The organism is Providencia rettgeri (genome assembly GCF_001874625.1).
Lineage (GTDB): Bacteria > Pseudomonadota > Gammaproteobacteria > Enterobacterales > Enterobacteriaceae > Providencia > Providencia huashanensis.
In genome coordinates this window covers 4,572,380-4,596,855 of record NZ_CP017671.1, presented here as the reverse complement: position 1 = coordinate 4,596,855, position 24,476 = coordinate 4,572,380, and the positions used below count along the sequence as shown (strand labels likewise).

The 24,476-nt window shown below is 41.8% G+C and carries 16 protein-coding genes, 6 tRNA genes, 4 rRNA genes and 1 pseudogene; 23 read left to right on the top strand and 4 right to left on the bottom strand.

The window, feature by feature from the left end; translation table 11 throughout:
- Positions 1-4: 4 nt before the first annotated feature.
- Positions 5-1,381, top strand: a complete 1,377-nt coding sequence (gene argH / locus RB151_RS21385) for an argininosuccinate lyase (protein ID WP_071548718.1) — start codon at positions 5-7, stop codon at positions 1,379-1,381.
- A gap of 64 nt (positions 1,382-1,445) precedes the next feature.
- Here argH and RB151_RS21380 read toward each other — a convergent pair whose 3' ends face one another.
- The gene (locus RB151_RS21380; RefSeq protein WP_042846655.1) at positions 1,446-1,793 is read right to left on the bottom strand and encodes a hypothetical protein; all 348 of its coding nucleotides are present in this window, start codon (positions 1,791-1,793) and stop codon (positions 1,446-1,448) included.
- Between the two features lie 1,671 nt (positions 1,794-3,464).
- Between RB151_RS21380 and oxyR the strand changes: the two genes are divergently transcribed.
- Positions 3,465-4,370 (top strand): DNA-binding transcriptional regulator OxyR, encoded by a 906-nt coding sequence (gene oxyR / locus RB151_RS21370; protein ID WP_042846654.1) that lies wholly within the window; start codon positions 3,465-3,467, stop codon positions 4,368-4,370.
- Positions 4,371-4,449: 79 nt separating this feature from the next.
- Here oxyR and sthA read toward each other — a convergent pair whose 3' ends face one another.
- Positions 4,450-5,847: a Si-specific NAD(P)(+) transhydrogenase gene (gene sthA, locus RB151_RS21365; RefSeq protein ID WP_042846653.1), complete on the bottom strand. Its 1,398-nt coding sequence runs from the start codon at positions 5,845-5,847 to the stop codon at positions 4,450-4,452.
- Positions 5,848-6,278: 431 nt separating this feature from the next.
- Here sthA and fabR point away from each other — a divergent pair, with 431 nt between their 5' ends.
- Positions 6,279-6,935: an HTH-type transcriptional repressor FabR gene (fabR, locus tag RB151_RS21360; RefSeq protein WP_042846652.1), complete on the top strand. Its 657-nt coding sequence runs from the start codon at positions 6,279-6,281 to the stop codon at positions 6,933-6,935.
- Between the two features lie 12 nt (positions 6,936-6,947).
- Complete coding sequence (locus tag RB151_RS21355) at positions 6,948-7,337, top strand: YijD family membrane protein (protein WP_042846651.1); 390 nt, start codon at positions 6,948-6,950, stop codon at positions 7,335-7,337.
- 59 nt (positions 7,338-7,396) lie between these two features.
- Here the strand turns inward: RB151_RS21355 and trmA are convergent, their stop codons facing one another.
- The gene (gene trmA / locus RB151_RS21350) at positions 7,397-8,494 is read right to left on the bottom strand and encodes a tRNA (uridine(54)-C5)-methyltransferase TrmA (RefSeq protein WP_071548717.1); all 1,098 of its coding nucleotides are present in this window, start codon (positions 8,492-8,494) and stop codon (positions 7,397-7,399) included.
- 282 nt (positions 8,495-8,776) lie between these two features.
- On the opposite strand from trmA, the gene btuB reads away from it, so the two are divergent.
- The 10 genes and pseudogenes from btuB to birA all read left to right on the top strand — a co-directional run bounded on the left by btuB (position 8,777) and on the right by birA (position 19,644).
- Complete coding sequence (btuB, locus tag RB151_RS21345; protein WP_042846649.1) at positions 8,777-10,663, top strand: TonB-dependent vitamin B12 receptor BtuB; 1,887 nt, start codon at positions 8,777-8,779, stop codon at positions 10,661-10,663.
- On the top strand, positions 10,608-11,471 hold the full coding sequence (gene murI, locus RB151_RS21340) for a glutamate racemase (RefSeq protein WP_042846648.1): 864 nt from the start codon (positions 10,608-10,610) through the stop codon (positions 11,469-11,471). Before btuB ends, murI begins: the two co-directional genes overlap by 56 nt.
- Positions 11,472-11,918: 447 nt before the next feature.
- A 16S ribosomal RNA gene (locus tag RB151_RS21335) occupies positions 11,919-13,458 on the top strand.
- Positions 13,459-13,596: 138 nt separating this feature from the next.
- Positions 13,597-13,672: transfer RNA gene (locus RB151_RS21330), tRNA-Glu, on the top strand.
- 357 nt (positions 13,673-14,029) lie between these two features.
- Positions 14,030-16,938, top strand: a 23S ribosomal RNA gene (locus RB151_RS21325).
- Positions 16,939-17,084: 146 nt separating this feature from the next.
- Positions 17,085-17,200, top strand: a 5S ribosomal RNA gene (gene rrf, locus RB151_RS21320).
- Positions 17,201-17,245: 45 nt separating this feature from the next.
- Positions 17,246-17,321, top strand: a tRNA-Thr gene (locus RB151_RS21315).
- A 26-nt stretch (positions 17,322-17,347) separates the two neighbouring features.
- A 5S ribosomal RNA gene (rrf, locus tag RB151_RS21310) occupies positions 17,348-17,463 on the top strand.
- The 16S, 23S and 5S rRNA genes sit together here with 2 tRNA genes alongside, the layout of an rRNA operon.
- 176 nt (positions 17,464-17,639) lie before the next feature.
- A pseudogene (murB, locus tag RB151_RS21305) lies at positions 17,640-18,673 on the top strand (UDP-N-acetylmuramate dehydrogenase).
- Positions 18,670-19,644: a bifunctional biotin--[acetyl-CoA-carboxylase] ligase/biotin operon repressor BirA gene (gene birA / locus RB151_RS21300; protein ID WP_042849050.1), complete on the top strand. Its 975-nt coding sequence runs from the start codon at positions 18,670-18,672 to the stop codon at positions 19,642-19,644. Before murB ends, birA begins: the two are co-directional and overlap by 4 nt.
- 38 nt (positions 19,645-19,682) lie before the next feature.
- On the opposite strand, the gene coaA is transcribed toward birA, so the two are convergent.
- Positions 19,683-20,633 (bottom strand): type I pantothenate kinase, encoded by a 951-nt coding sequence (gene coaA / locus RB151_RS21295; protein WP_042849049.1) that lies wholly within the window; start codon positions 20,631-20,633, stop codon positions 19,683-19,685.
- Positions 20,634-20,914: 281 nt separating this feature from the next.
- Here coaA and RB151_RS23920 point away from each other — a divergent pair, with 281 nt between their 5' ends.
- The 9 genes from RB151_RS23920 (at position 20,915) to rpsJ (ending at position 24,448) form a co-directional block, all read left to right on the top strand.
- The gene (locus tag RB151_RS23920) at positions 20,915-21,043 is read left to right on the top strand and encodes a hypothetical protein (RefSeq protein WP_257786024.1); all 129 of its coding nucleotides are present in this window, start codon (positions 20,915-20,917) and stop codon (positions 21,041-21,043) included.
- A 17-nt stretch (positions 21,044-21,060) separates the two neighbouring features.
- A tRNA-Thr gene (locus RB151_RS21285) sits at positions 21,061-21,136 on the top strand.
- A 15-nt stretch (positions 21,137-21,151) separates the two neighbouring features.
- A tRNA-Tyr gene (locus RB151_RS21280) sits at positions 21,152-21,236 on the top strand.
- Positions 21,237-21,313: 77 nt separating this feature from the next.
- Positions 21,314-21,388, top strand: a tRNA-Gly gene (locus tag RB151_RS21275).
- Positions 21,389-21,394: 6 nt separating this feature from the next.
- Positions 21,395-21,470 (top strand) — tRNA-Thr (locus tag RB151_RS21270).
- 113 nt (positions 21,471-21,583) lie between these two features.
- Positions 21,584-22,768, top strand: a complete 1,185-nt coding sequence (gene tuf, locus RB151_RS21265) for an elongation factor Tu (protein WP_042847578.1) — start codon at positions 21,584-21,586, stop codon at positions 22,766-22,768.
- Between the two features lie 212 nt (positions 22,769-22,980).
- Positions 22,981-23,181, top strand: coding sequence for a bacterioferritin-associated ferredoxin (gene bfd / locus RB151_RS21260; protein ID WP_042847577.1), 201 nt, complete (start codon positions 22,981-22,983; stop codon positions 23,179-23,181).
- Positions 23,182-23,304: 123 nt separating this feature from the next.
- Positions 23,305-23,778 (top strand): bacterioferritin, encoded by a 474-nt coding sequence (gene bfr / locus RB151_RS21255; protein ID WP_042847575.1) that lies wholly within the window; start codon positions 23,305-23,307, stop codon positions 23,776-23,778.
- Positions 23,779-24,136: 358 nt separating this feature from the next.
- On the top strand, positions 24,137-24,448 hold the full coding sequence (rpsJ, locus tag RB151_RS21250; protein ID WP_001181005.1) for a 30S ribosomal protein S10: 312 nt from the start codon (positions 24,137-24,139) through the stop codon (positions 24,446-24,448).
- Positions 24,449-24,476: the final 28 nt, after the last annotated feature.

Below are 24,476 nucleotides of genomic sequence, written 5' to 3'. Positions count from 1 at the left end.
AGTTATGGCACTATGGGGTGGGCGTTTTAGCCAGCAAGCGGATCAACGGTTTAAACAGTTTAATGATTCACTGCGTTTTGATTATCGCTTGGCGCAACAAGATATTATTGGCTCAGTCGCATGGTCAAAATCATTAGTCACCGTTGGTGTACTGACTGAGAGCGAACAACAATCTTTAGAACAAGCGCTAAATGCATTGTTAAAAGAAGTGCAAGATAACCCTGAAATTATACTGCAAAGTGATGCAGAAGATATTCACAGCTGGGTTGAAGGTAAACTGATTGATAAAGTTGGTGATTTAGGTAAAAAATTACACACAGGTCGTAGTCGTAATGACCAAGTGGCGACAGATTTAAAATTATGGTGTAAAGACCAAGTCGCATTATTATTAGAAGCGGTCACTGAGCTACAAAAAGCATTAGTCATCACAGCCGAAAACAACCAAGACGCAGTGATGCCAGGCTATACTCATTTACAACGCGCTCAGCCCGTGACATTTGCCCACTGGTGTTTAGCTTATAGTGAAATGTTAGCGCGTGATGAAAGCCGCTTAAAAGACACACTAAAGCGTCTAGACGTTAGCCCATTAGGGTGTGGTGCATTGGCGGGGACAGCGTATGATATTGACCGAGAGCAACTTGCCTCTTGGCTTGGTTTCGCATCTGCGACACGCAATAGTTTAGACACCGTTTCAGACAGAGATCACGTACTCGAATTATTATCTGATGCCAGCATTGGCATGGTGCATTTATCGCGTTTTGCTGAAGATTTAATTTTCTTCAATAGTGGTGAGGCAGGCTTCGTTGAGTTATCTGACAAAGTAACCTCGGGCTCTTCATTAATGCCACAAAAGAAAAACCCAGATGCACTCGAATTGATCCGCGGTAAATGTGGGCGAGTTCAAGGCGCATTAACGGGTATGATGATGACGTTAAAAGGGTTACCGCTTGCTTATAACAAAGACATGCAAGAGGATAAAGAAGGCTTATTTGATGCATTAGACACATGGTTAGATTGTATGCATATGGCAGTGTTAGTCCTTGATGGTATTCAAATTCGTCGCCCACGTTGTGAAGATGCAGCAAAACAAGGCTATGCAAATGCGACTGAGCTGGCGGATTATTTAGTAGCGAAAGGCGTTCCATTCCGTGAAGCGCACCATATTGTGGGTGAAGCGGTTGTTACTGCTATTGCTCAAGGTAAAGCATTGGAAGAAATGGCATTAAGTGATCTGCAAAAATTCAGTGATACTATTCAATTGGATGTGTATGAAATTTTATCGCTGCAATCATGCTTAGATAAGCGGTTAGCAAAAGGTGGGGTATCTCAGAAGCAGGTGGCGAGTGCGATTGTGGAGGCAAAAACAAGGTTGGGGCTTTAATCGGTCATTGTCACCAGAAAATGGGGGGTAGCATGACTACCCCAATTCCCATAACACAGTTCTATTAAATATATTTAACGGTTAGCATGCCTAGTTGTTTCTCTTCGTTAACCCAATTGTATGAATATTCATTTCTGCCATCATTAATAACCTTCCAGCCACTTTTTTGAGTAATATTATTTAGCTCAATACTCTCGGTGGTTAATTCTGTATTATTATTCATACAATGTAATTTAATCTGTGTCTCACTGATATCATTTGTACAATTCGGATGGACAATTGCGCCATAGAAATTAATGGTGCCAGAATCTTGATTCTGAGCGGCATAAGCACTAAATATACTAGAGGCTGTCATTAATAATAAAGCTGTTATTGAACAATGAAATACTTTTTTCGCCATTGAATTTTTCATAATAGAATCCTATAATTTAATTTTGTTTAAAATCAGTTTGTTATATTATCTTGGTTATTTAATAAAAAAGTCGTTTAATGATTATGCATGTTGTACTGATAATAGTGCATGGCCTTTATCTTGATTAGTCCATTTAAATTGGTAAGTGCTATGGTTATTATCTAATTTTTTCTACTCTGTGGATTTTTGCTCTTTAGAGAAATTAATTTTGCTTGTTTCTGTTTTATTTTTTCATTATTAAAATAATTTAAATTTGTTTTATTATTGATGTCATAAGTACAGGGTGAAGCAAAAATAGCAGCTTTAAAATTAATTGTTGTTTGATTCTCTTTAGTTTATACATTTGCTGTGAATAATGAAGTAGCGACTAAAGTTAACGCTAATACTGAAGAGATATTTTTAATAGTCATGATATTAACTCCTAATTTAAAGTCTATATAGTTTGGTTGATTTTAATTTGCTCATGTCTTGCTATGGAAGAATTATAAAACGAAAAACGCGTTAAAGGTGTAAATGTGAAAATTCAAATGTGTGAAAATATAATAGAAATAGGGGATGTATAGAATCTATTCAGTTTAATGTTCTATAGTGGAATTTTTATCATCATCTATTAATTTGCCTTTTTAGGTTTTTAATGTTCTGAGTTTGTGGTTTTATCTCTCTTTTTGGTGGTTTAATCTGCTGTGGTTTTTTTGATAGTGACAGCGAGTAGAGCTCTATTTATATATAAAGTAGTCAGGTTACATTGAGATTTTGAATTAACTTTCAAACAGAAACTTACAAAGATTAATAATAAATGAAAACAAATATAACAAAATGTTTCTAAAAAAAGGCTAACCAAGCCCATTTTTAAACTTTTGGAGAGTAAAGCTACCTTGTTTTTCGAGTTATTTCGCTTAAAACTACATTGTGATTAATATAAATGTTTCAATATTACATCCAATTATATTGGAACTCTCCAAATTGATGTTTGACGTCTTTATTTTTGCTTGCTTGCCCTATTAGTTGTTGCTCATGTTAAGGCGTAATTCTTTTTTGTACTTACAAAAAGAGAAGGCTAAATGGGGTGTCTCTTTACTAAATTACATTGCTGATCTCTATTACGCCTTTTGTTGTTATTTGTTTTCAGCAGCTTCATTTGCTTACTTGGCCGTTTCAGCTCTCTTCAATACTCAGTTTTGTTATCATTAACATGCGGTATAGGGTATCGACAGTATGGCGACATTCTTTAATTATTTAATGAGGTATTTTTAACTTGTGAGGGGATAAAGTGTGGTAATAGTAGCATCCATAGTATTTTAGCTCCTCGTGTCATTATCACGGATGAAAGCTTTTTAGAAGCGACTAGACTGGATATAAACTATTATTTGGGGGAGGTTTGTTTATGTACTCATATAAAATTGAAGAAAGGTTTACTTTAATTTGATGTCATAAATACAATTTATAATTGTTTGATTCCTATTTTTTTTTGTGAAAAATGGAGGGAACAGAATTGAGTCATTTTATTTCTAAATGTTACTATTTATTTCAATGAGTGGGTTATTTATGCTGAAATGGGATGAAACACGGTGTTTTTTAATATATCAATAGATATAACAAACTAATATCGATATAGTGATTGGTATTATCTATCTTTGGTTTGGCAAAGAATTCACGAAAGGAAATAGGAATATGAATATTCGAGATTTGGAGTACCTTGTTGCACTAGCTGAACATAAACACTTTAGACGTGCCGCGGATTCTTGTCATGTTAGCCAACCAACATTGAGTGGACAAATTCGTAAGCTAGAAGAAGAGCTTGGTGTTATGCTACTAGAAAGAACTAGTCGTAAAGTTCTTTTTACTCAACAAGGTTTATTACTCGTTGAACAGGCTCGAACTATTTTGCGAGAAATAAAAGTACTGCAAGAAATGGCCGCGTTGCAAGGCGAGAGTATGTCTGGCCCATTGCATATCGGTTTGATACCTACAGTGGCACCGTACTTATTACCACATATCATTCCTCAATTGCACCAAGCACACCCTAAATTAGAAATTTACTTACATGAAGCACAAACTCAGCAATTACTGGCTCAGTTAGATAGTGGTAAATTAGACTGTGCAATTTTAGCGGAAGTGAAAGAAACAGATCCTTTTATTGTTGTCCCTTTATTTGAAGAACCCATGAAATTAGCTATCTATGAAAGCCATCCATGGCATGGGCGTGACACCATTGAAATGGGTGAATTATCAGGTGAAAAGCTATTAATGCTAGAAGATGGCCATTGTTTGCGTGACCAAGCTATGGGCTTTTGTTTCCAAGCGGGCGCTAAAGAGGATACACATTTTAGGGCGACTAGTTTAGAAACGTTACGCAACATGGTCGCCGCAGGAAGTGGGATTACACTATTACCTGATTTAGCGGTACCAAATGAAGTTTGCCGTGATGGCGTTTGCTATTTGAATTGTATTGAGCCAGAACCGAAACGTACGATTGTTTTAGTTTATCGTCCGGGGTCTCCATTAAGAGGTCGCTATGAGCAATTAGCAGAAACTATTTATAACTCGATGGATCACTATTATAAGAATCGAGTTTAGGAATAAAGCTCGCTAATTGTTTACATCTCAAAAAGATATGATGGTTGCCAGAAAAACAGGCAACCATAATTGCACATCATTAAAATAAGCGGTTTAAGCCATTTAATGCAGCGACACGGAAAGCTTCTGCCATAGTAGGGTAATTGAATGTGGTATTAACGAAATATTCAATGGTATTACCTTCACCTTTTTGTTCCATAATAGCTTGGCCGATATGAATAATCTCAGCCGCCCTTTCACCGAAACAGTGAATACCTAATATTTGTAGCGTTTCTCTATGAAATAGTATTTTTAAACTGCCGACATTCATCCCAGCAATTTGAGCTCGAGCTAAATGTTTAAATTGCGCTCGGCCAACTTCGTAAGGTACTTTCATTGCCGTCAGCTCTTGTTCTGTTTTACCAACAGAACTAATTTCAGGAATGGTATAAATCCCCGTTGGAATATCCTCAACTAAATGTGCATTACCTAAACTACCGCCGATTGCACGAGCTGCAATTCGCCCTTGGTCATAGGCAGCAGACGCTAGACTTGGGTAGCCAATCACATCACCAACAGCATAAATGTGTTCATTCGTTGTTCGGTAGGCTTTGTTGACTTTAACTAAACCACGGCCATCCGCTTCGATTCCTACATTGGCGAGACCTAAACCGTCAGTGTTACCTGTTCTTCCGTTCGCGTACAGTAAACAGTCAGCTTTGACTTTTTTACCTGATTTAAGGTGAACAATGACCCCGTCATCTAAACCCTCTATCTTTTCATATTCTTCATTATGGCGGATCACAATGCCACTATTCCAAAAATGATACGACAAGGCATCAGACATTTCTTGGTCAAGAAAAGCCAGTAGGTGATCGCGAGTGTTGATTAAATCAACTTTGACTCCCAATCCACGGAAAATAGATGCGTATTCGCAGCCGATAACCCCCGCACCATAAATAATGACATGGCGAGGTTCATGGGTTAGGTTGAGAATGGTATCGCTGTTATAAATTCGGGAATGGTTAAAATCTACGTCAGAAGGGCAGTATGGGCGAGACCCTGTTGCTATCACAATTTTATCTGCACTTAAAACATCGCAGCTTCCATCTGCATAGCGGACACTCACATGTTGCTCATCAATAAAAGTTGCTTCACCAGAAAACATTTGGCAACCATTACGCTCATAAAACCCTTGTCGCATACGCGTTTGTTGGCTAATAACTGTTTCGGCATGCCTGAGGATTTCAGAAAAAGAGGAGCTTAAGTTACGGGAATTATCACTATAAAGGGGGTTCTGGTTGAATTCGATAATACGGCTAACTGCATGGCGGAGGGCTTTTGAGGGAATGGTTCCCCAGTGGGTACAGCCTCCGCCGACATTATTATAACGTTCAATAACAGCAACGTTTTTTCCTTGTTTTACCAGTCCCATGGCAGCGCCTTCACCACCAGGGCCGGAACCAATGACTATTGCATCAAAATGGGTAAGTTGCATAAGGTAAGACCTGTTTTTAATACGAAGTGACTACATTATAGTAACATCAGTTGCTTCCTTAACCTAATTTCTCTTTTTCCATCGCCTTCTTTTGCATATTCAAAACACGGATTTATGTCTGTTTATTTAAACCCATTCGTTTGCCGTTTTGCGATAAATTAGAAATTCTGGGGGAACAATATCGAGTGCATTTTTGGTAAAACTATTTTTTCTTGTTCGGGTAGGGTGTAGTGGTGAAGATGATGGTTTCTATATAAGAAAACAGCAAAGATAGTAAGCGAAATTCTGAAAATGGCTAAATTGTAATAAAGAGTCGATTTTTCTCTCAACCAGATGAAGAAATTTCAGGTATGCTAGGGGGTGAATAGCACTCCTTATTTACATCTTTGATGTAATTATTAACGTTTAATGACATAGAAATTAGGATCACCGTGAGCAACACTATTGGCGTTAGAGCAAAACAAAAAGAAAAAACACGTCGTTCACTCGTCGAAGCTGCTTTTAGCCAATTAAGTGCTGAACGGAGCTTTACTAGCCTTAGTTTACGGGAAGTCGCTCGGGAAGCGGGTATTGCGCCAACTTCATTTTATCGCCATTTCAAAGACGTTGATGAACTTGGTCTGACAATGGTAGATGAGAGCGGTCTGATGTTGCGCCAGCTGATGCGTCAAGCACGGCAGCGTATTGCGAAAGGTGGGAGTGTGATCCGCACATCAGTCTCAACTTTTATGGAGTTTATTGGTAATAACCCAAACGCCTTTCGGTTATTATTGCGAGAGCGTTCCGGTACCTCGGCTGAGTTTCGTGCTGCAGTGGCAAGGGAAATTCAACATTTTATTGCTGAATTAGCGGATTACCTTGAATTAGAAAGCCATATGCCGCGTCATTTTACTGAGATGCAATCAGAAGCAATGGTGACAATTGTATTCAGTGCTGGTGCTGAAGCGCTTGATATAGATGAAGAAAAACGAAGAAAGCTTGAAGAACGGTTGGTATTGCAACTAAGAATGATCGCTAAAGGCGCCTACTATTGGTACCGCCGTGAACAAGAACGACAGAATCAAACTGACCCAGACCTAACCAAATAATAAGGAGAATCAATGACGGATCAAAAAAGTTACGAAAGAAGTACATTACTGCTGGCACTTGTAATTGGGCTTGCGACTCATGGGACTTTCTCTACGTTGTTTAACTCATTAGTCGATTTTTCTTTCTTTCCCATTTTAACATTAGTACTCGCTGTTTATTGTTTGCACCAACGTTATTTACACCAAGCTATGCCGATGGGGTTACCAAAATTTGTTGCTGGTAGTTTCTTTGTTGGGATATTTGGCTATGCCGCGATTTTACGTGTTCAAAATCCAGAGGTTGGCTCAAATTTTATTCCCTCGACTATCATTGTGATTTTAGCTTTATGGATGTATGTCAGTTGGAAAGCTCGTAAAAAAGAACAACAAGAATTAGCGTTAGAACAAGAAATTGAAAATTAAAGTGAATTAATAAACTAAAAAACGCCGTATTATACGGCGTTTTTTGTCGCTGCTATTTTCTAACGGCGGGTTAATAACACACCGCTTTCCATATGGTGGGTATAGGGGAATTGGTCAAATAACGCTAGTTTTTCAATTTTATGGGTTTGGGTCAGTTCATTGAGATTATCGCATAAGGTTTCAGGGTTACATGAGATATAGACAATGTGGTCATAACCTTGAACTAGTTTTACAGTTTCTTTATCTAACCCACTACGTGGCGGGTCAACAAAAATGGTATTGCATTGATAATCTGCAAGTGAAATTCCTTCAAGGCGTTTAAATTCACGCACACCTTGCATTGCTTGAGTAAAATCTTCAGCGGACATTCGGATAATCTGCACATTTTCAATATTATTTGCTTCTATATTATATTGAGCAGCAGCAACCGACGGTTTGGCAATTTCAGTCGCTAATACCTGTTTAAAATTTTGCGCTAAAGCCAATGAAAAGTTCCCATTACCACAATAAAGCTCTAATAAATCACCTGTTGAATTTTTTGTTGCACCAATAGCCCATTCCAACATTTTTATATTGACCTGTGCATTCGGTTGAGTGAAGCTATTTTCTACTTGGCGATAAACCATATTTTTACCATTTACAGGTAAAACTTCATCAACATAATCATTATCTAACATGATTTTTGTCTTTGATGCTCTACCGATAAGCTGTACATCAAATCCTTTTTTAGTCAGCGTTTCTTTTAACGCCTTAGCTTCAATGACCCACTCTTCACCTAATTTTTTATGATATAGCAGTGAAACAATCAGCTTATTACTCAGTGTGGATAAATAATCGATTTGGAATAACTTGTGGCGTAGCAACTCATTGGGCTGAATTAATGGTAACAGCGTTGCCATCATGTCATTAATTAGCTGACTTGCGACCGGAAATTGTTCGATACGAATGCGTTCTTTCGTCTCTTTATCAAACATAATATGAAACAGGTCATCGCCTTCGTGCCAAATTCTAAATTCTGCACGCATCCGGTAATGGGACGTCGGTGATGAAAAAATTTCAGGTTCGGGAGCATTAAAAGGAGCCATCATAGCTTTTAAGCGGTCAGTTTTCTCTGCGAGTTGCAGTTCGTAGTCTTCTGTATGCAACGTGTTTGGCATGTTTGGCCCCATAAAACAGTAAAAAATTCGTATCAGGGGCGAAATTGTAGGGCAAGCAGCGAAGATGTCCAGTTTTCATTATTCATCCGTAGACACTGATTGTTATTCCTCTTAGGATAATGCCTTGAGTGAGCAGGGAATTTGGTTGGAATCCAAAACTGACGCGCAACGGTAAAAGTCCGATACCTGCCACACATCTAATCGCTTCGTTGAATATTCGCGCGGATCTTATATTCAACCTCGCGGAATCTTAATTTAATTGATTTTCCGAGTGTAATCATAATGAATAATAAAAAGTTGCTGCCGTTATCGGCCGCTGCTCTGGCAGTGCTATGTAGTATTCCTTCTTTGGCAAGTGGAAATAGTCAATCTGATCAGCTAGTTGTGTCAGCAAACCGTTTTGAACAACCTATCTCTTCTATATTAGCTCCTGTCACGGTCGTGACCCGTGAAGATATTGACCATTGGCAATCTAATACCGTGATTGATGTATTAAGACGTTTGCCAGGTGTGGATATTGCGCAAAGTGGGGGAATGGGTCAACAAAGCTCACTATTTATTCGTGGAACTGAATCTCGCCATGTTTTGGTCTTAATTGATGGTGTTCGTTTGAATCAAGCGGGTATTTCAGGCTCATCTGATATGAGCCAAATTCCAATTTCTCTGGTACAGCGCATTGAATATATACGCGGAGCACGCTCAGCGGTTTATGGTTCTGATGCTGTTGGTGGTGTAGTGAATATTATTACTCGCCGTGATAACGATGGCACAACTTTAAATGCAGGTATTGGCTCACACAGTTACCAAAACTATAACGGTTCGACTCAGCAAAAGATTGGTAAAAATACAACCGTAACAGCTGCCGGAGCTTATACTCATACCAAAGGGTTTGATTTAGCGCCAAAAGATGTTAGCCCAAGACAATATGATAAAGATGGCTTCCTGAGTAAGTCATTATGGTTAGGCATTGAACATCAATTTTCTTCAGAAATATTAGCGTATGCAAGAGCGTATGGTTATGACAACCGTACAAATTATGACGTATCCGAGTATGCAGGATTAAGTGTGGATACCCGCAAGCTTTATAGCCGTACTTATGAAACCGGTTTGAAATATCATCAGGGTAAATATTCGTCATCATTGATGGGGAGTTATGGTTATTCAAAAGATTACAACTTTGATCCTAGAAAAGGACAATATAGTGAATCTGCAAATCTTGATGAGTCCAAACAGTACAATATTCAATGGGGTAATAGTTACCTATTAGATAAAGGTAATATTAGTGCGGGGGTTGATTATCAACGTCAAAGTATTGAGCCTAGCAGTTATGCGATGATCAGTGAAAAACAGACGTTAAATAACACCGGGATATACCTCACAGGGCAATATGCGATTATTGATTCTGTAACAGCAGAAGCCGCTATACGTTCTGACCATCACTCTGAATTTAATTGGCACACAACATGGCAATCGGGCCTTAGTTGGGAGTTTTATGAGGGTTATAAACTTATTGGTTCATATGCAACTGCCTATAAAGCACCTAATCTAACCCAATTATATGCGTATTCTTCATCGGCATACGGAACAACGCTAGGTAATCCGAACTTAAAACCTGAAGAAAGTAAGCAGTGGGAGATAGGGGTTGAAGGAACGACAGGACCACTCTTTTGGCAGGTCAATGCATACCATAATGATATTGATAACCTGATTGCATATAAATCAGGTTATCCGACTAGCACTTATGAGAACATTGGCGAAGCTGAAATTAAAGGTGTTGAATGGGTTGGTGAGTTCGAAACAGGTATCCTTCATCACCAAGTTACCTATCAATATGTTGACCCTCGTAACAAAAAGACGGATAAGGTTCTTGAGCGACGGGCTAAGCAGCAAGTTAAATACCAGCTAGATTGGGCTATTGATAAAGTAGATATGGGGCTAACCTACCAATATATAGGCTCTCGCTATGATAATGACTATAGCCAATTTCCTTCTAGACGTGTAAAACAAGGCGGTGTTAGCCTTTGGGATCTCACAGCTGCGTATCCAATCACTTCACATCTCACAATTCGTGGTAAAATAGCTAATATGTTCGATAAAGACTATGAGACCGCGTATGGTTATCGCACCGCTGGAAGAGAATATTTCCTCACTGGAAGCTACAACTTCTGATAACACCCTATCTGTTCGCCCGACCATTCTAGTGTTTGACTCTGGAGTGGGCGGGTTATCTGTCTATCGTGAAGTCAAAAAAATGATCCCGAATGCCCACTATATCTATGCATTCGACAATGAAGCCTTCCCTTATGGTGAAAAAAGTGAAGAGTTTATTATTGATAGGGTCTATCAAATCGTAAATGCAATTGCTGCAAAGCATCCTTTAACTATTGTGATTATTGCGTGTAATACCGCAAGTACGGTCAGCCTCCCTAATTTGAGAGCACATTTTACGTTCCCAGTTGTTGGGGTTGTTCCAGCCATTAAACCCGCAACTAAGTTAACGCGTAATGGCGTGGTGGGTTTATTGGCGACGAAAGGCACTGTAAACCGTGAATACACCAAAGAGCTGATCGAACGGTTTGCTACAGACTGCAAAGTGATTTCCCTCGGTTCTGCGGAATTAGTTCAACTCGCAGAAAGAAAGTTACATGGGGAAACCTTACCACTCGATGAAGTCGCTCAAACTGTTAGGCCATGGATTCGAATGCCAGAGCCGCCTGATACCGTTATTTTGGGTTGCACGCATTTTCCTTTATTAATAGAAGAACTCGAAAAAGTGCTACCAGATGGAACTCGATTCATTGATTCAGGTTCTGCAATCGCCAGAAGAACTATTTGGCTCATTAATAATCAAGCTGAAATCATCAATTCAGATGAGGAAAACTTCGCATATTGCTTATTAATGGATGACAACGTAAAAGGGTTACAACCAGTTCTCGAAGCCGAAGGGTTCAAAACGCTGCAAAAACTAGCTATTTAAGTTAAATTTGATGGAAAGCTGAGCGAACGAAAAAAAATATGAAAAAAAGGGTTGCCAGATTTTTCTGACTCCCTATAATGCGCCACCACTGACCGGGAACAAGACAACGCAAAGCGCGATGAACACTGAAACGGCAGCGAGAGATTCTGAAAAGAAAAAGCAAAAAATTGCTTGACTCTCACAGAGGAAAGCGTAATATACGCCACCTCGCGACAACGACCTAAGTTAATAAAAACTGAGTCGAATTTCCAAAAGAAATGTCGCAACGCTCTTTAACAATTTATCAGACAATCTGTGTGGGCACTCACAGGACACTATCAAAAAAATATTTGATTTTAAGTCTTGAAGAGTGACTAACACGTTAATTCATATATATGAACTAATAGGTAATCTGGTTTCTTCGGAAATCAGGCGACAGTAAACATTCTTTGAGCATCAAGCTACTTTTAATTGAAGAGTTTGATCATGGCTCAGATTGAACGCTGGCGGCAGGCCTAACACATGCAAGTCGAGCGGTAACAGGGGAAGCTTGCTTCTCGCTGACGAGCGGCGGACGGGTGAGTAATGTATGGGGATCTGCCCGATAGAGGGGGATAACCACTGGAAACGGTGGCTAATACCGCATAATCTCTTAGGAGCAAAGCAGGGGAACTTCGGTCCTTGCGCTATCGGATGAACCCATATGGGATTAGCTAGTAGGTGAGGTAATGGCTCACCTAGGCGACGATCCCTAGCTGGTCTGAGAGGATGATCAGCCACACTGGGACTGAGACACGGCCCAGACTCCTACGGGAGGCAGCAGTGGGGAATATTGCACAATGGGCGCAAGCCTGATGCAGCCATGCCGCGTGTATGAAGAAGGCCTTAGGGTTGTAAAGTACTTTCAGTCGGGAGGAAGGCGTTGATGCTAATATCATCAACGATTGACGTTACCGACAGAAGAAGCACCGGCTAACTCCGTGCCAGCAGCCGCGGTAATACGGAGGGTGCAAGCGTTAATCGGAATTACTGGGCGTAAAGCGCACGCAGGCGGTTGATTAAGTTAGATGTGAAATCCCCGGGCTTAACCTGGGAATGGCATCTAAGACTGGTCAGCTAGAGTCTTGTAGAGGGGGGTAGAATTCCATGTGTAGCGGTGAAATGCGTAGAGATGTGGAGGAATACCGGTGGCGAAGGCGGCCCCCTGGACAAAGACTGACGCTCAGGTGCGAAAGCGTGGGGAGCAAACAGGATTAGATACCCTGGTAGTCCACGCTGTAAACGATGTCGATTTGAAGGTTGTTCCCTTGAGGAGTGGCTTTCGGAGCTAACGCGTTAAATCGACCGCCTGGGGAGTACGGCCGCAAGGTTAAAACTCAAATGAATTGACGGGGGCCCGCACAAGCGGTGGAGCATGTGGTTTAATTCGATGCAACGCGAAGAACCTTACCTACTCTTGACATCCAGAGAATTTAGCAGAGATGCTTTAGTGCCTTCGGGAACTCTGAGACAGGTGCTGCATGGCTGTCGTCAGCTCGTGTTGTGAAATGTTGGGTTAAGTCCCGCAACGAGCGCAACCCTTATCCTTTGTTGCCAGCGATTCGGTCGGGAACTCAAAGGAGACTGCCGGTGATAAACCGGAGGAAGGTGGGGATGACGTCAAGTCATCATGGCCCTTACGAGTAGGGCTACACACGTGCTACAATGGCGTATACAAAGAGAAGCGACCTCGCGAGAGCAAGCGGAACTCATAAAGTACGTCGTAGTCCGGATTGGAGTCTGCAACTCGACTCCATGAAGTCGGAATCGCTAGTAATCGTAGATCAGAATGCTACGGTGAATACGTTCCCGGGCCTTGTACACACCGCCCGTCACACCATGGGAGTGGGTTGCAAAAGAAGTAGGTAGCTTAACCTTCGGGAGGGCGCTTACCACTTTGTGATTCATGACTGGGGTGAAGTCGTAACAAGGTAACCGTAGGGGAACCTGCGGTTGGATCACCTCCTTACCATTGAAGTGTTTTTGTGAAGTGCTCACACAGATTGTCTGATAGAAAGTAGAGCAATGGCTTTACGTGGGAGACTTATTCGAAAGGATAAGACTTACACGAAAATAGCAAAACGGTGTTTTGCAATTGAATTTTCGTGTCCCCTTCGTCTAGAGGCCTAGGACACCGCCCTTTCACGGCGGTAACAGGGGTTCGAATCCCCTAGGGGACGCCAATTGCGCCGATATCGAGTGAAAGACGATGTCCCCAATAATGATTAAGCCAATTACATTGTAGTTGGTTTAACAATTATGCTCTTTAACAATCTGGAACAAGCTGAAAATTGAAAACAACGCACATTGTTTATCGCTTAAACAATGTGAGAGTCTCTCAAAAATCTCAACTTGAAGTGTTTTTCAAACACACAAACGAGTGGCATGAGCGAGCAGTGTGAAATTCAAGGCGGCTAGCGCACAGCAAGCGCAGCGTACAATAGTACGTGAGCATTGCGAGCACTACCCAACGAAGAAGTTCACCACGCACAGCCATGACGTTAAGTGTTGTCTGATAAAAAGACACCTTCGGGTTGTGAGGTTAAGCGACTAAGCGTACACGGTGGATGCCTAGGCAATCAGAGGCGATGAAGGACGTGCTAATCTGCGATAAGCGTCGGTAAGGTGATATGAACCGTTATACCCGACGATTTCCGAATGGGGAAACCCAGTGCAATCCGTTGCACTATCGTTTGATGAATACATAGTCAAACGAAGCGAACCGGGGGAACTGAAACATCTCAGTACCCCGAGGAAAAGAAATCAACCGAGATTCCCCTAGTAGCGGCGAGCGAACGGGGAGCAGCCCAGAGTCTTAATCAGCATTAGTATCAGGAGAACGGTCTGGAAAGTCCGGCAGTAAAGGGTGATAGCCCCGTATCTGAAGATATTAGTGTTGTGAACTCGACGAGTAGGGCGGGACACGTGTTATCCTGTCTGAATATGGGGGGACCATCCTCCAAGGCTAAATACTCCTGATTGACCGATAGTGAACCAGTACCGTGAGGGAAAGGCGAAAAGAACCCCGGCGAGGGGAGTGAAATAGAACCTGAAACCGTGTACGTACAAGCAGTGGGAGCCTTGATTTATCAGGGTGACTGCGTACCTTTTGTATAATGGGTCAGCGACTTATATTCTGTAGCAAGGTTAACCGTATAGGGGAGCCGTAGGGAAACCGAGTCTTAACTGGGCGAATGAGTTGCAGGGTATAGACCCGAAACCCGGTGATCTAGCCATGGGCAGGTTGAAGGTTGGGTAACACTAACTGGAGGACCGAACCGACTAATGTTGAAAAATTAGCGGATGACTTGTGGCTGGGGGTGAAAGGCCAATCAAACCGGGAGATAGCTGGTTCTCCCCGAAAGCTATTTAGGTAGCGCCTCGTGAACTCATCTTCGGGGGTAGAGCACTGTTTCGACTAGGGGGTCATCCCGACTTACCAACTCGATGCAAACTACGAATACCGAAGAATGTTATCACGGGAGACACACGGCGGGTGCTAACGTTCGTCGTGAAGAGGGAAACAACCCAGACCGCCAGCTAAGGTCCCAAAGTCATAGTTAAGTGGGAAACGAAGTGGGAAGGCTCAGACAGCCAGGATGTTGGCTTAGAAGCAGCCATCATTTAAAGAAAGCGTAATAGCTCACTGGTCGAGTCGGCCTGCGCGGAAGATGTAACGGGGCTAAACTATGCACCGAAGCTGCGGCAGCGATATGTAAATATTGTTGGGTAGGGGAGCGTTCTGTAAGCCTGTGAAGGTGTGCTGTGAGGTATGCTGGAGGTATCAGAAGTGCGAATGCTGACATAAGTAACGATAATGCGGGTGAAAAACCCGCACGCCGGAAGACCAAGGGTTCCTGTCCAACGTTAATCGGGGCAGGGTGAGTCGACCCCTAAGGCGAGGCAGAAATGCGTAGTCGATGGGAAACGGGTTAATATTCCCGTACTGGTGATAATTGCGATGGGGGGACGGAGAAGGCTAGGCTGGCCGGGCGACGGTTGTCCCGGTTTAAGGATGTAGGCAGGTGAATTAGGCAAATCCGGTTCACTATATGCTGAGGTCTGATGACGAGTCACTACGGTGGCGAAGTAGCTCATGCCCCGCTTCCAGGAAAAGCCTCTAAGCTCTAGATTATCATTAATCGTACCCCAAACCGACACAGGTGGTCAGGTAGAGAATACTCAGGCGCTTGAGAGAACTCGGGTGAAGGAACTAGGCAAAATGGTGCCGTAACTTCGGGAGAAGGCACGCTGGCGCTAGGTGAAGTGGTTTACCCATGGAGCTGAAGCCAGTCGCAGATACCAGCTGGCTGCAACTGTTTATTAAAAACACAGCACTGTGCAAACACGAAAGTGGACGTATACGGTGTGACGCCTGCCCGGTGCTGGAAGGTTAATTGATGGGGTTATCCGTAAGGAGAAGCTCTTGATCGAAGCCCCAGTAAACGGCGGCCGTAACTATAACGGTCCTAAGGTAGCGAAATTCCTTGTCGGGTAAGTTCCGACCTGCACGAATGGCGTAATGATGGCCAGGCTGTCTCCACCCGAGACTCAGTGAAATTGAACTCGCTGTGAAGATGCAGTGTACCCGCGGCAAGACGGAAAGACCCCGTGAACCTTTACTATAGCTTGACACTGAACATTGAGCCTTGATGTGTAGGATAGGTGGGAGGCTTTGAAGTGTGGACGCCAGTCTGCATGGAGCCAACCTTGAAATACCACCCTTTAATGTTTGATGTTCTAACGTTGCCCCGTTATCCGGGGTGCGGACAGTGTCTGGTGGGTAGTTTGACTGGGGCGGTCTCCTCCCAAAGAGTAACGGAGGAGCACGAAGGTTGGCTAAGCATGGTCGGACATCATGCGGTTAGTGCAAAGGCATAAGCCAGCTTGACTGCGAGAGTGACGGCTCGAGCAGGTACGAAAGTAGGTCTTAGTGATCCGGTGGTTCTGAATGGAAGGGCCATCGCTCAACGGATAAAAGGTACTCCGGGGATAACAGGCTGATACCGCCCAAGAGTTCATATCGACGGCGGTGTTTGGCACCTCGATGTCGGCTCATCACATCCTGGGGCTGAAGTAGGTCCCAAGGGTACGGCTGTTCGCCGTTTAAAGTGGTACGCGAGCTGGGTTTAGAACGTCGTGAGACAGTTCGGTCCCTATCTGCCGTGGGCGTTGGAAGATTGAAAGGGGCTGCTCCTAGTACGAGAGGACCGGAGTGGACGCACCACTGGTGTTCGGGTTGTCATGCCAATGGCATTGCCCGGTAGCTAAGTGCGGAAGAGATAACCGCTGAAAGCATCTAAGCGGGAAACTTGCCTTGAGATGAGTCTTCCCTGACCCTTTAAGGGTCCTAAAGGAACGTTTAAGACTAAGACGTTGATAGGTTGGGTGTGTAAGCATAGCGATATGTTGAGCTAACCAATACTAATGAACCGTGAGGCTTAACCTGACAACACCGAAGGTGTTTTAGAGATTGAGAGATGAGGTTGATTCAATGAGCGTGAGAAGCCGAGAGGCGAGGGACACAGCAGCTTGTTCAAGATTGCAGTTCTGGTTTAGTGACGAAATGTACTAAACGGGAACAAACCGAATTTGTCTGGCGGCAATAGCGCGGTGGTCCCACCTGACCCCATGCCGAACTCAGCAGTGAAACGCCGTAGCGCCGATGGTAGTGTGGGGTCTCCCCATGTGAGAGTAGGGAACTGCCAGACATTAAATTTTAAGGTTGTGTCAGTACTGACTGACCGCACCATATTGCTGATATGGCTCAGTTGGTAGAGCACACCCTTGGTAAGGGTGAGGTCCCCAGTTCGAATCTGGGTATCAGCACCATATAATCGGCATTTAAAAAGAATTTACCTAGCGGCAATAGCGCGGTGGTCCCACCTGACCCCATGCCGAACTCAGTAGTGAAACGCCGTAGCGCCGATGGTAGTGTGGGGTCTCCCCATGTGAGAGTAGGGAACTGCTAGGTTTTAAATATAAAGAAGCCACCCAAAGGGTGGCTTTTTGCTATTTAAATTTTGCTAAAAAATAGCGGCCTCTATATAAAATATCTCAAATTATCTTATTTTATTATTCTAGCTACCCACGATTAAGTCTGACTGATAGACTTACTTTATTATCGTTATATTTTCCCTGAAGGTAGTAATGAATCCAACTTCTGAACTCAAGCCATTCAATAGCTTTGGTATTGATGCAAAAGCATTATCCGTTTTTATAGTAGAAAATAAACAATCGCTCCATCAGCAATGGCTCAAAGCGAAAAGTGATAATTTGCCTGTACTATTACTTGGAGGGGGAGCAATGTCTTATTTGTAGAGAATTTTGACGGTATTGTCATTATTAATCAATTAAAAGGCATTGAGATCGCAGAGTGTGGCGATTATTGGCACGTACATGTCCAAGCGGGTGAAAATTGGCATCAGCTATTGGAAACATTGTTGCAAAAAGGGGTTTACGGTGCAGAGAACCTTGCTTTAATTCCTGGGTGTGCAGGTTCCGCCCCAATACAAAACATCGGTGCTTATGGAGTTGAGTTAAAAGATATTTGTGATTACGTAGATATCTTGTCGCTTGAGACAAATCAAGAAACACGCATTACAGCCAGTGAGTGCCAATTTGGCTACCGTGATAGTATCTTTAAACATAAGTATCAATATGGCTATGCTATTGTCAGTATTGGGCTGAAATTCGCGAAAATGTGGGAACCTAAGTTGACTTACGGTGACTTGGCACAGTTTAACCCCGAAACGGTAACACCTAAGCAAGTCTTTGATGCCGTGTGCCAAACTCGTAGAAATAAATTACCTGACCCTAAAATTACCGGCAATGCAGGTAGTTTCTTTAAAAACCCTGTTGTTTCTGCTGAACAAGCTGCAAAAATTAAGCAACAAAACCCAAGTTGTCCTCAATATATTCAAGATGATGGTAGTGTAAAATTGGCAGCTGGCTGGCTTATTGACCAGTGTGGCTTAAAAGGGCATGAGATAGGAGGAGCAGCAGTTCATACTCAGCAGGCACTTGTTTTAATTAATAAACATCAAGCCACTGGGATGGATGTTGTTAACCTCGCAAAATACGTGAGTCAAAGTGTTGCTAAGCGTTTTGGTATTATCTTAGAACCGGAAGTTCGATTTATTGGTCGTCATGGCGAGGTTAACGCAATGGATTATATTCAATGAAAGAGGCATCAATCCCCTTACAGCTGATAGATATCTTAGCAGATGCTCAAATACACTCTGGTGAACAACTCGGTGATAAACTTGGAATGACGAGGGCTGCTATCAATAAGCATATTAAAACGTTGCGCTCTTGGGGCTTAAACATCGAAACTGTTACAGGAAAAGGTTATAAACTACCTCACCAAATTAATTTATTAAACCGAGCAGTCATTAAGCAGCAAATTAGTGATGTTAACATTATTGTTGAGCCTGTTATTAATTCAACAAACCAATATATGTTAGAGCGCATTCCAAGCCTAAAATCGGGAGATACTTGCTTAGCGGAGTATCAAAGTGCTGGGCGCGGTAGAAGAGGGCGGCAATGGGTATCGCCATTTGGCTGTAACCTTTATTTATCAATGTATTGGAAGTTGGACCAAGGTCCTGCTGCGGCAATAGGGCTAAGCCTAGTTGTGGGTATCGTAATTGCAGAAACATTAAATAAAATTAGCCAAGAAAAAGTAAAAGTGAAGTGGCCTAATGATCTGTACATGAATGATAAAAAACTGGCTGGGATTTTAGTTGAATTAACAGGTAAAACAGGGGATGCTGCTCATATTATTATTGGTATTGGAATTAATATTGGTATGAATAAAAACAATATTGAAAGTTCAAATACAATAACACAAGAATGGTCTTCATTAAGAGATGAAGTTGAAGATATAGAGCGTAATGAATTATCTGTAAATATAATTAAAGCATTAAGAGAGTCTTTGGTTATATTTGAAAACGAAGGGTTAAAACCATTTTTAGATAGGTGGTTTAAATTAGATAACTTTTTGAATAGGGATGTTAAGTTACTGATTGGTAATGATATAATTACGGGTGTTGAACGTGGGATTAATGAGCAAGGCGCATTATTATTACAAAAAAATAATGGTGAAATCATTCCTTATATTGGTGGTGAAATATCATTGAGGCCCAATGAGTAATATATTGGCCGGTAACAAACCGGCCAATATATTATTAACTATTTTCTTAGGCGGACATTTTGAATAGAATGGTTTTCGCCCTTAGTCATTATTAGGCTTGCTCTTTCTTTGGTGGGTAAAATATTTTCTTTAAGATTTAACCCATTAATTTCATCCCAAATTGACCCAGCAATATTAATAGCTTCATCTTCTGTTAATTTAGAGTAGCTATGGAAATAAGAATCTGGATCAGAGAATGCACCTTGTCTAAATTTCAAGAACCTACCGATATACCATTGTTTTAATAGCTCCGGTGCTGCATCAACATAGATTGAAAAATCAACAAAATCGGAGACAAATACGTGGTGTGGATCTTGTGGATAATCCATATCACTTTGTAAAACATTTAACCCTTCAAGAATTAAAATATCGGGTTGGTCAATTAGTTGTTCTTGATCAGGAACGATATCATAAGTCAGATGGGAGTACACAGGTGCCTTAACATTGCGCGCACCTGATTTTATTTGCGACACAAAGTTAACCAGTTTTCGCATATCATAAGACTGAGGAAACCCTTTTTTCTTCATGATATTTCTATCTTTCAAAACTTGGTTAGGGTGTAGAAAACCATCAGTGGTGATCAAATCAACCTTACGGTGTTCTGGCCAGCGCGTCAGCAATGCTTGCAATAGACGAGCCGTTGTACTCTTACCTACGGCAACACTGCCAGCAATACCAATAATGTATGGAACTTTTGCTCCGTTTGTTCCTAGAAACTGCTCTAAAACTGCTTGGCGTCGTAAATTTGAACTGATATAAAAATTCAATAGACGCGATAAAGGTAGATAAATTTCGATAACATCTTCCATAGAGAGCTCTTCATTAATCCCCTTTAATTCAAAAAGCTCGCTTGATGTCAGTGTCAAAGGAACTGAATCACGTAAAGTTGCCCAGTGTTCTCTATCAAACTCTAAGTATGGCGTAGTAATAAAATTTTCATTCTTTTTCATAAACCAACATCTGCCTATTTTATGCAGGTTGGACAGGTTGCCTAAACACCCGTATCCATAAAATTTGCTAGCATCATAGCGAGTGATAAAGGTGAGGCGTAGGTTTTTTTGTATTTTTTATGAGTTTTTTTTGAAGTGTGCAGAAAAAATGATACTGAATGATTAAAAAACGATCTGCTATTTGCTGGGATAAAACTGTGATTTTGAATAAAAAATAGCCCTTTGAAACTTTTTAAGTTTTTTTCCCCCTTTGCTGAACAAATAATAATGGATTATAGTTAATGGCTGCTGTTGATGTTTTAATCTTAAAAGAGCTAAAAAAACAGCAAAAATGCAAAAAGCGAACAAAATATAAGCAAATGAACAAAAAACTTAATTTTTTTGTTGCAACATGCGCTCACTCTTCCTAGAATGCGCAGCACTTGATGCCGGCATAGCTCAGTTGGTAGAGCAACTGACTTGTAATCAGTAGGTCCCGAGTTCGACTCTTGGTGCCGGCACCATTAAAAATTTGGATAGGTGGGATACCCAAGCGGCCAAAGGGAGCAGACTGTAAATCTGCCGTCACAGACTTCGAAGGTTCGAATCCTTCTCCCACCACCATCTCCAAGAAGTTTTCTTCCCAAAGAAAATTTTGAGGAACAGTTTAACAGCTGATAACTCAGGTAGCCGAGTTCATTGCGGGCATCGTATAATGGCTATTACCTCAGCCTTCCAAGCTGATGATGCGGGTTCGATTCCCGCTGCCCGCTCCAAGATGTGCTGATATAGCTCAGTTGGTAGAGCGCACCCTTGGTAAGGGTGAGGTCGGCAGTTCGAATCTGCCTATCAGCACCACTTCCCTTATGTTCTCAATTATCTCCCTGTTTTGTCTCCTGAAATAACAAGCGAAATTCTTGCTTGGTTGATGTGGTTTAACCACCGATTCCGTGTCTTAGAGGGACAATCTAATGTCTAAAGAAAAATTTGAACGTTCAAAACCGCACGTTAACGTTGGTACTATCGGCCACGTTGACCACGGTAAAACTACTCTGACAGCAGCTATCACTACTGTTCTGGCTAAAACTTACGGCGGCGCAGCGCGTGCATTCGATCAAATCGATAACGCACCAGAAGAAAAAGCGCGTGGTATCACCATCTCTACTTCTCACGTAGAGTACGATACTCCAACTCGCCACTACGCACACGTAGACTGCCCAGGACACGCCGACTATGTTAAAAACATGATCACTGGTGCTGCTCAGATGGACGGTGCAATTCTGGTTGTTGCTGCGACAGATGGCCCAATGCCACAAACTCGTGAGCACATCCTGTTAGGTCGTCAAGTTGGTGTTCCATACATCATCGTTTTCCTGAACAAATGTGACATGGTAGACGACGAAGAACTGCTAGAATTAGTTGAAATGGAAGTTCGTGAACTTCTGTCTCAATACGATTTCCCAGGCGACGACACTCCAGTTGTTCGTGGTTCAGCTCTGAAAGCGCTGGAAGGCAACCCAGAGTGGGAAGCGAAAATTGTTGAATTAGCAGAGCACTTGGATTCTTACATTCCAGAGCCAGAGCGTGCAATTGACAAGCCATTCCTGCTGCCAATCGAAGACGTATTCTCAATCTCAGGTCGTGGTACAGTAGTAACAGGCCGTGTTGAGCGTGGTATCATCAAAGTTGGTGAAGAAGTTGAAATCGTTGGTATCCAAGACACTGTAAAAACTACCTGTACTGGTGTTGAAATGTTCCGTAAACTGCTTGACGAAGGTCGTGCAGGTGAGAACGTTGGTGTTCTGTTACGTGGTACAAAACGTGAAGAAATTCAACGTGGTCAAGTATTGGCTAAACCAGGTTCAATCAAGCCACATACTCAGTTCGAATCAGAAGTTTATATTCTGAGCAAAGATGAAGGTGGTCGTCACACTCCATTCTTCAAAGGTTACCGTCCACAGTTCTACTTCCGTACAACTGACGTAACAGGTACTATCGAACTGCCAGAAGGCGTAGAAATGGTAATGCCAGGTGATAACATCAACATGATCGTTACCCTGATCCACCCAATCGCGATGGACGACGGTTTACGTTTCGCAATCCGTGAAGGTGGCCGTACTGTAGGTGCGGGTGTTGTTGCAAAAATTATTGCATAATACCTAACCACTAAAGGTTTTAATGAAAAGGCACCGTTAAGGTGCCTTTTTAGTTTTAGCACTCGTTAGGCTGAAAGAAATGCCTAGTGACCCCACAAGTCAATTCTAAATACGGCACTAAAGTATATTGTGTAAATAATTAGCAATGATAATTGAAATGCAAATCATTTTCATTTAAAATATTCGTATGTGATTTATACAGGTTAAGCATCATGTACGTATGCCTCTGTGAAGCAATTACTGATAAACAGATCAGAAATGTAGTAAGAAAATATCAGGTCACCTCCCTTAAAGGGTTACGCCAAATTTTACCTGTAGGCCTCGAATGCGGAAAATGTATTAGGCAGACGAAGGTAATCTTGCATGAAGAACAGGTTTTACTTGAAGAAATCTGTGCTGTCGAAGTTGCTTAGGTTGTAATCTAGTCACTCGTAAGAATTAAATTACTAACTTTTCATTTAAATCGTCGTATAAATATTACCCAGCTATCTATTTCAGTACTACACTTAAAATACTGGAAGCGATGGAGGGTACACATGAAAGGCGATAAAAAAATGATAGCCCATTTAAATAAATTATTGGGCAATGAACTAGTTGCAATTAACCAATATTTTTTACATGCCCGTATGTTCAAAAATTGGGGGCTAACTCGTCTCAATGAGATGGAATACCATGAATCAATTGATGAAATGAAACATGCCGATAAATACATCGAGCGTATTCTTTTCCTCGAAGGTATCCCTAATTTACAAGATCTTGGCAAGTTAAATATTGGTGAAGATGTTGAAGAGATGCTGAAATCAGACCTACAACTTGAGATAGACGGTGCAAAAAATCTAAAAGAAGCTATCAAATATGCGGACTCTGTTCATGATTACGTCAGTCGAGATTTAATGATTGAAATTTTAGCAGACGAAGAAAACCATATTGATTGGATTGAAACGCAACTTGAGTTGATCACTCGTATAGGACTACAGAACTACCTTCAAGCACAAATCAAAGAAGAGTAATGTTCAATAACATTGTTTAACTAAAAAATTATAGTTAATAAAAGCCCTCAATAATTGAGTTTTCAACATTGAGGGCTTTTTTAATACCAGCGCTCAGCGCCCACCTTAAAAAAATTCGCACATATTTTCCCCGATTGCTTGCGTTTAGCGATAATTTACGTATAATGCGCGGGCTTACTGATGAGTAAGCCCTATATTTTAGGACTGAAATCTCAGTATTGAGTTAACGATTTGTTACTCATTTAGACAATACTCCCGATTTGGGAGTTACATCAAGAACGATTACACTCTCCCATCAATCGAAATGGGTACGAGGAGTAATCATTTTACGTTTATAAATAGTTGGAGCTCTGGTCTCATGCAGAACCAAAGAATCCGTATCCGCCTGAAAGCTTTTGATCATCGTTTAATCGATCAATCAACTGCGGAAATCGTAGAGACTGCTAAGCGCACTGGTGCGCAAGTACGTGGTCCTATCCCGCTGCCGACACGTAAAGAGCGTTTTACCGTTCTGATCTCTCCGCACGTTAACAAAGATGCGCGTGATCAGTACGAAATTCGCACTCACAAGCGTCTGGTTGACATCGTTGAGCCAACCGAAAAGACCGTTGATGCTCTGATGCGTCTGGACCTGGCTGCCGGCGTTGACGTGCAGATCAGCCTGGGTTAATCAGGTCGTCGAACGATTGAGAGGTTGA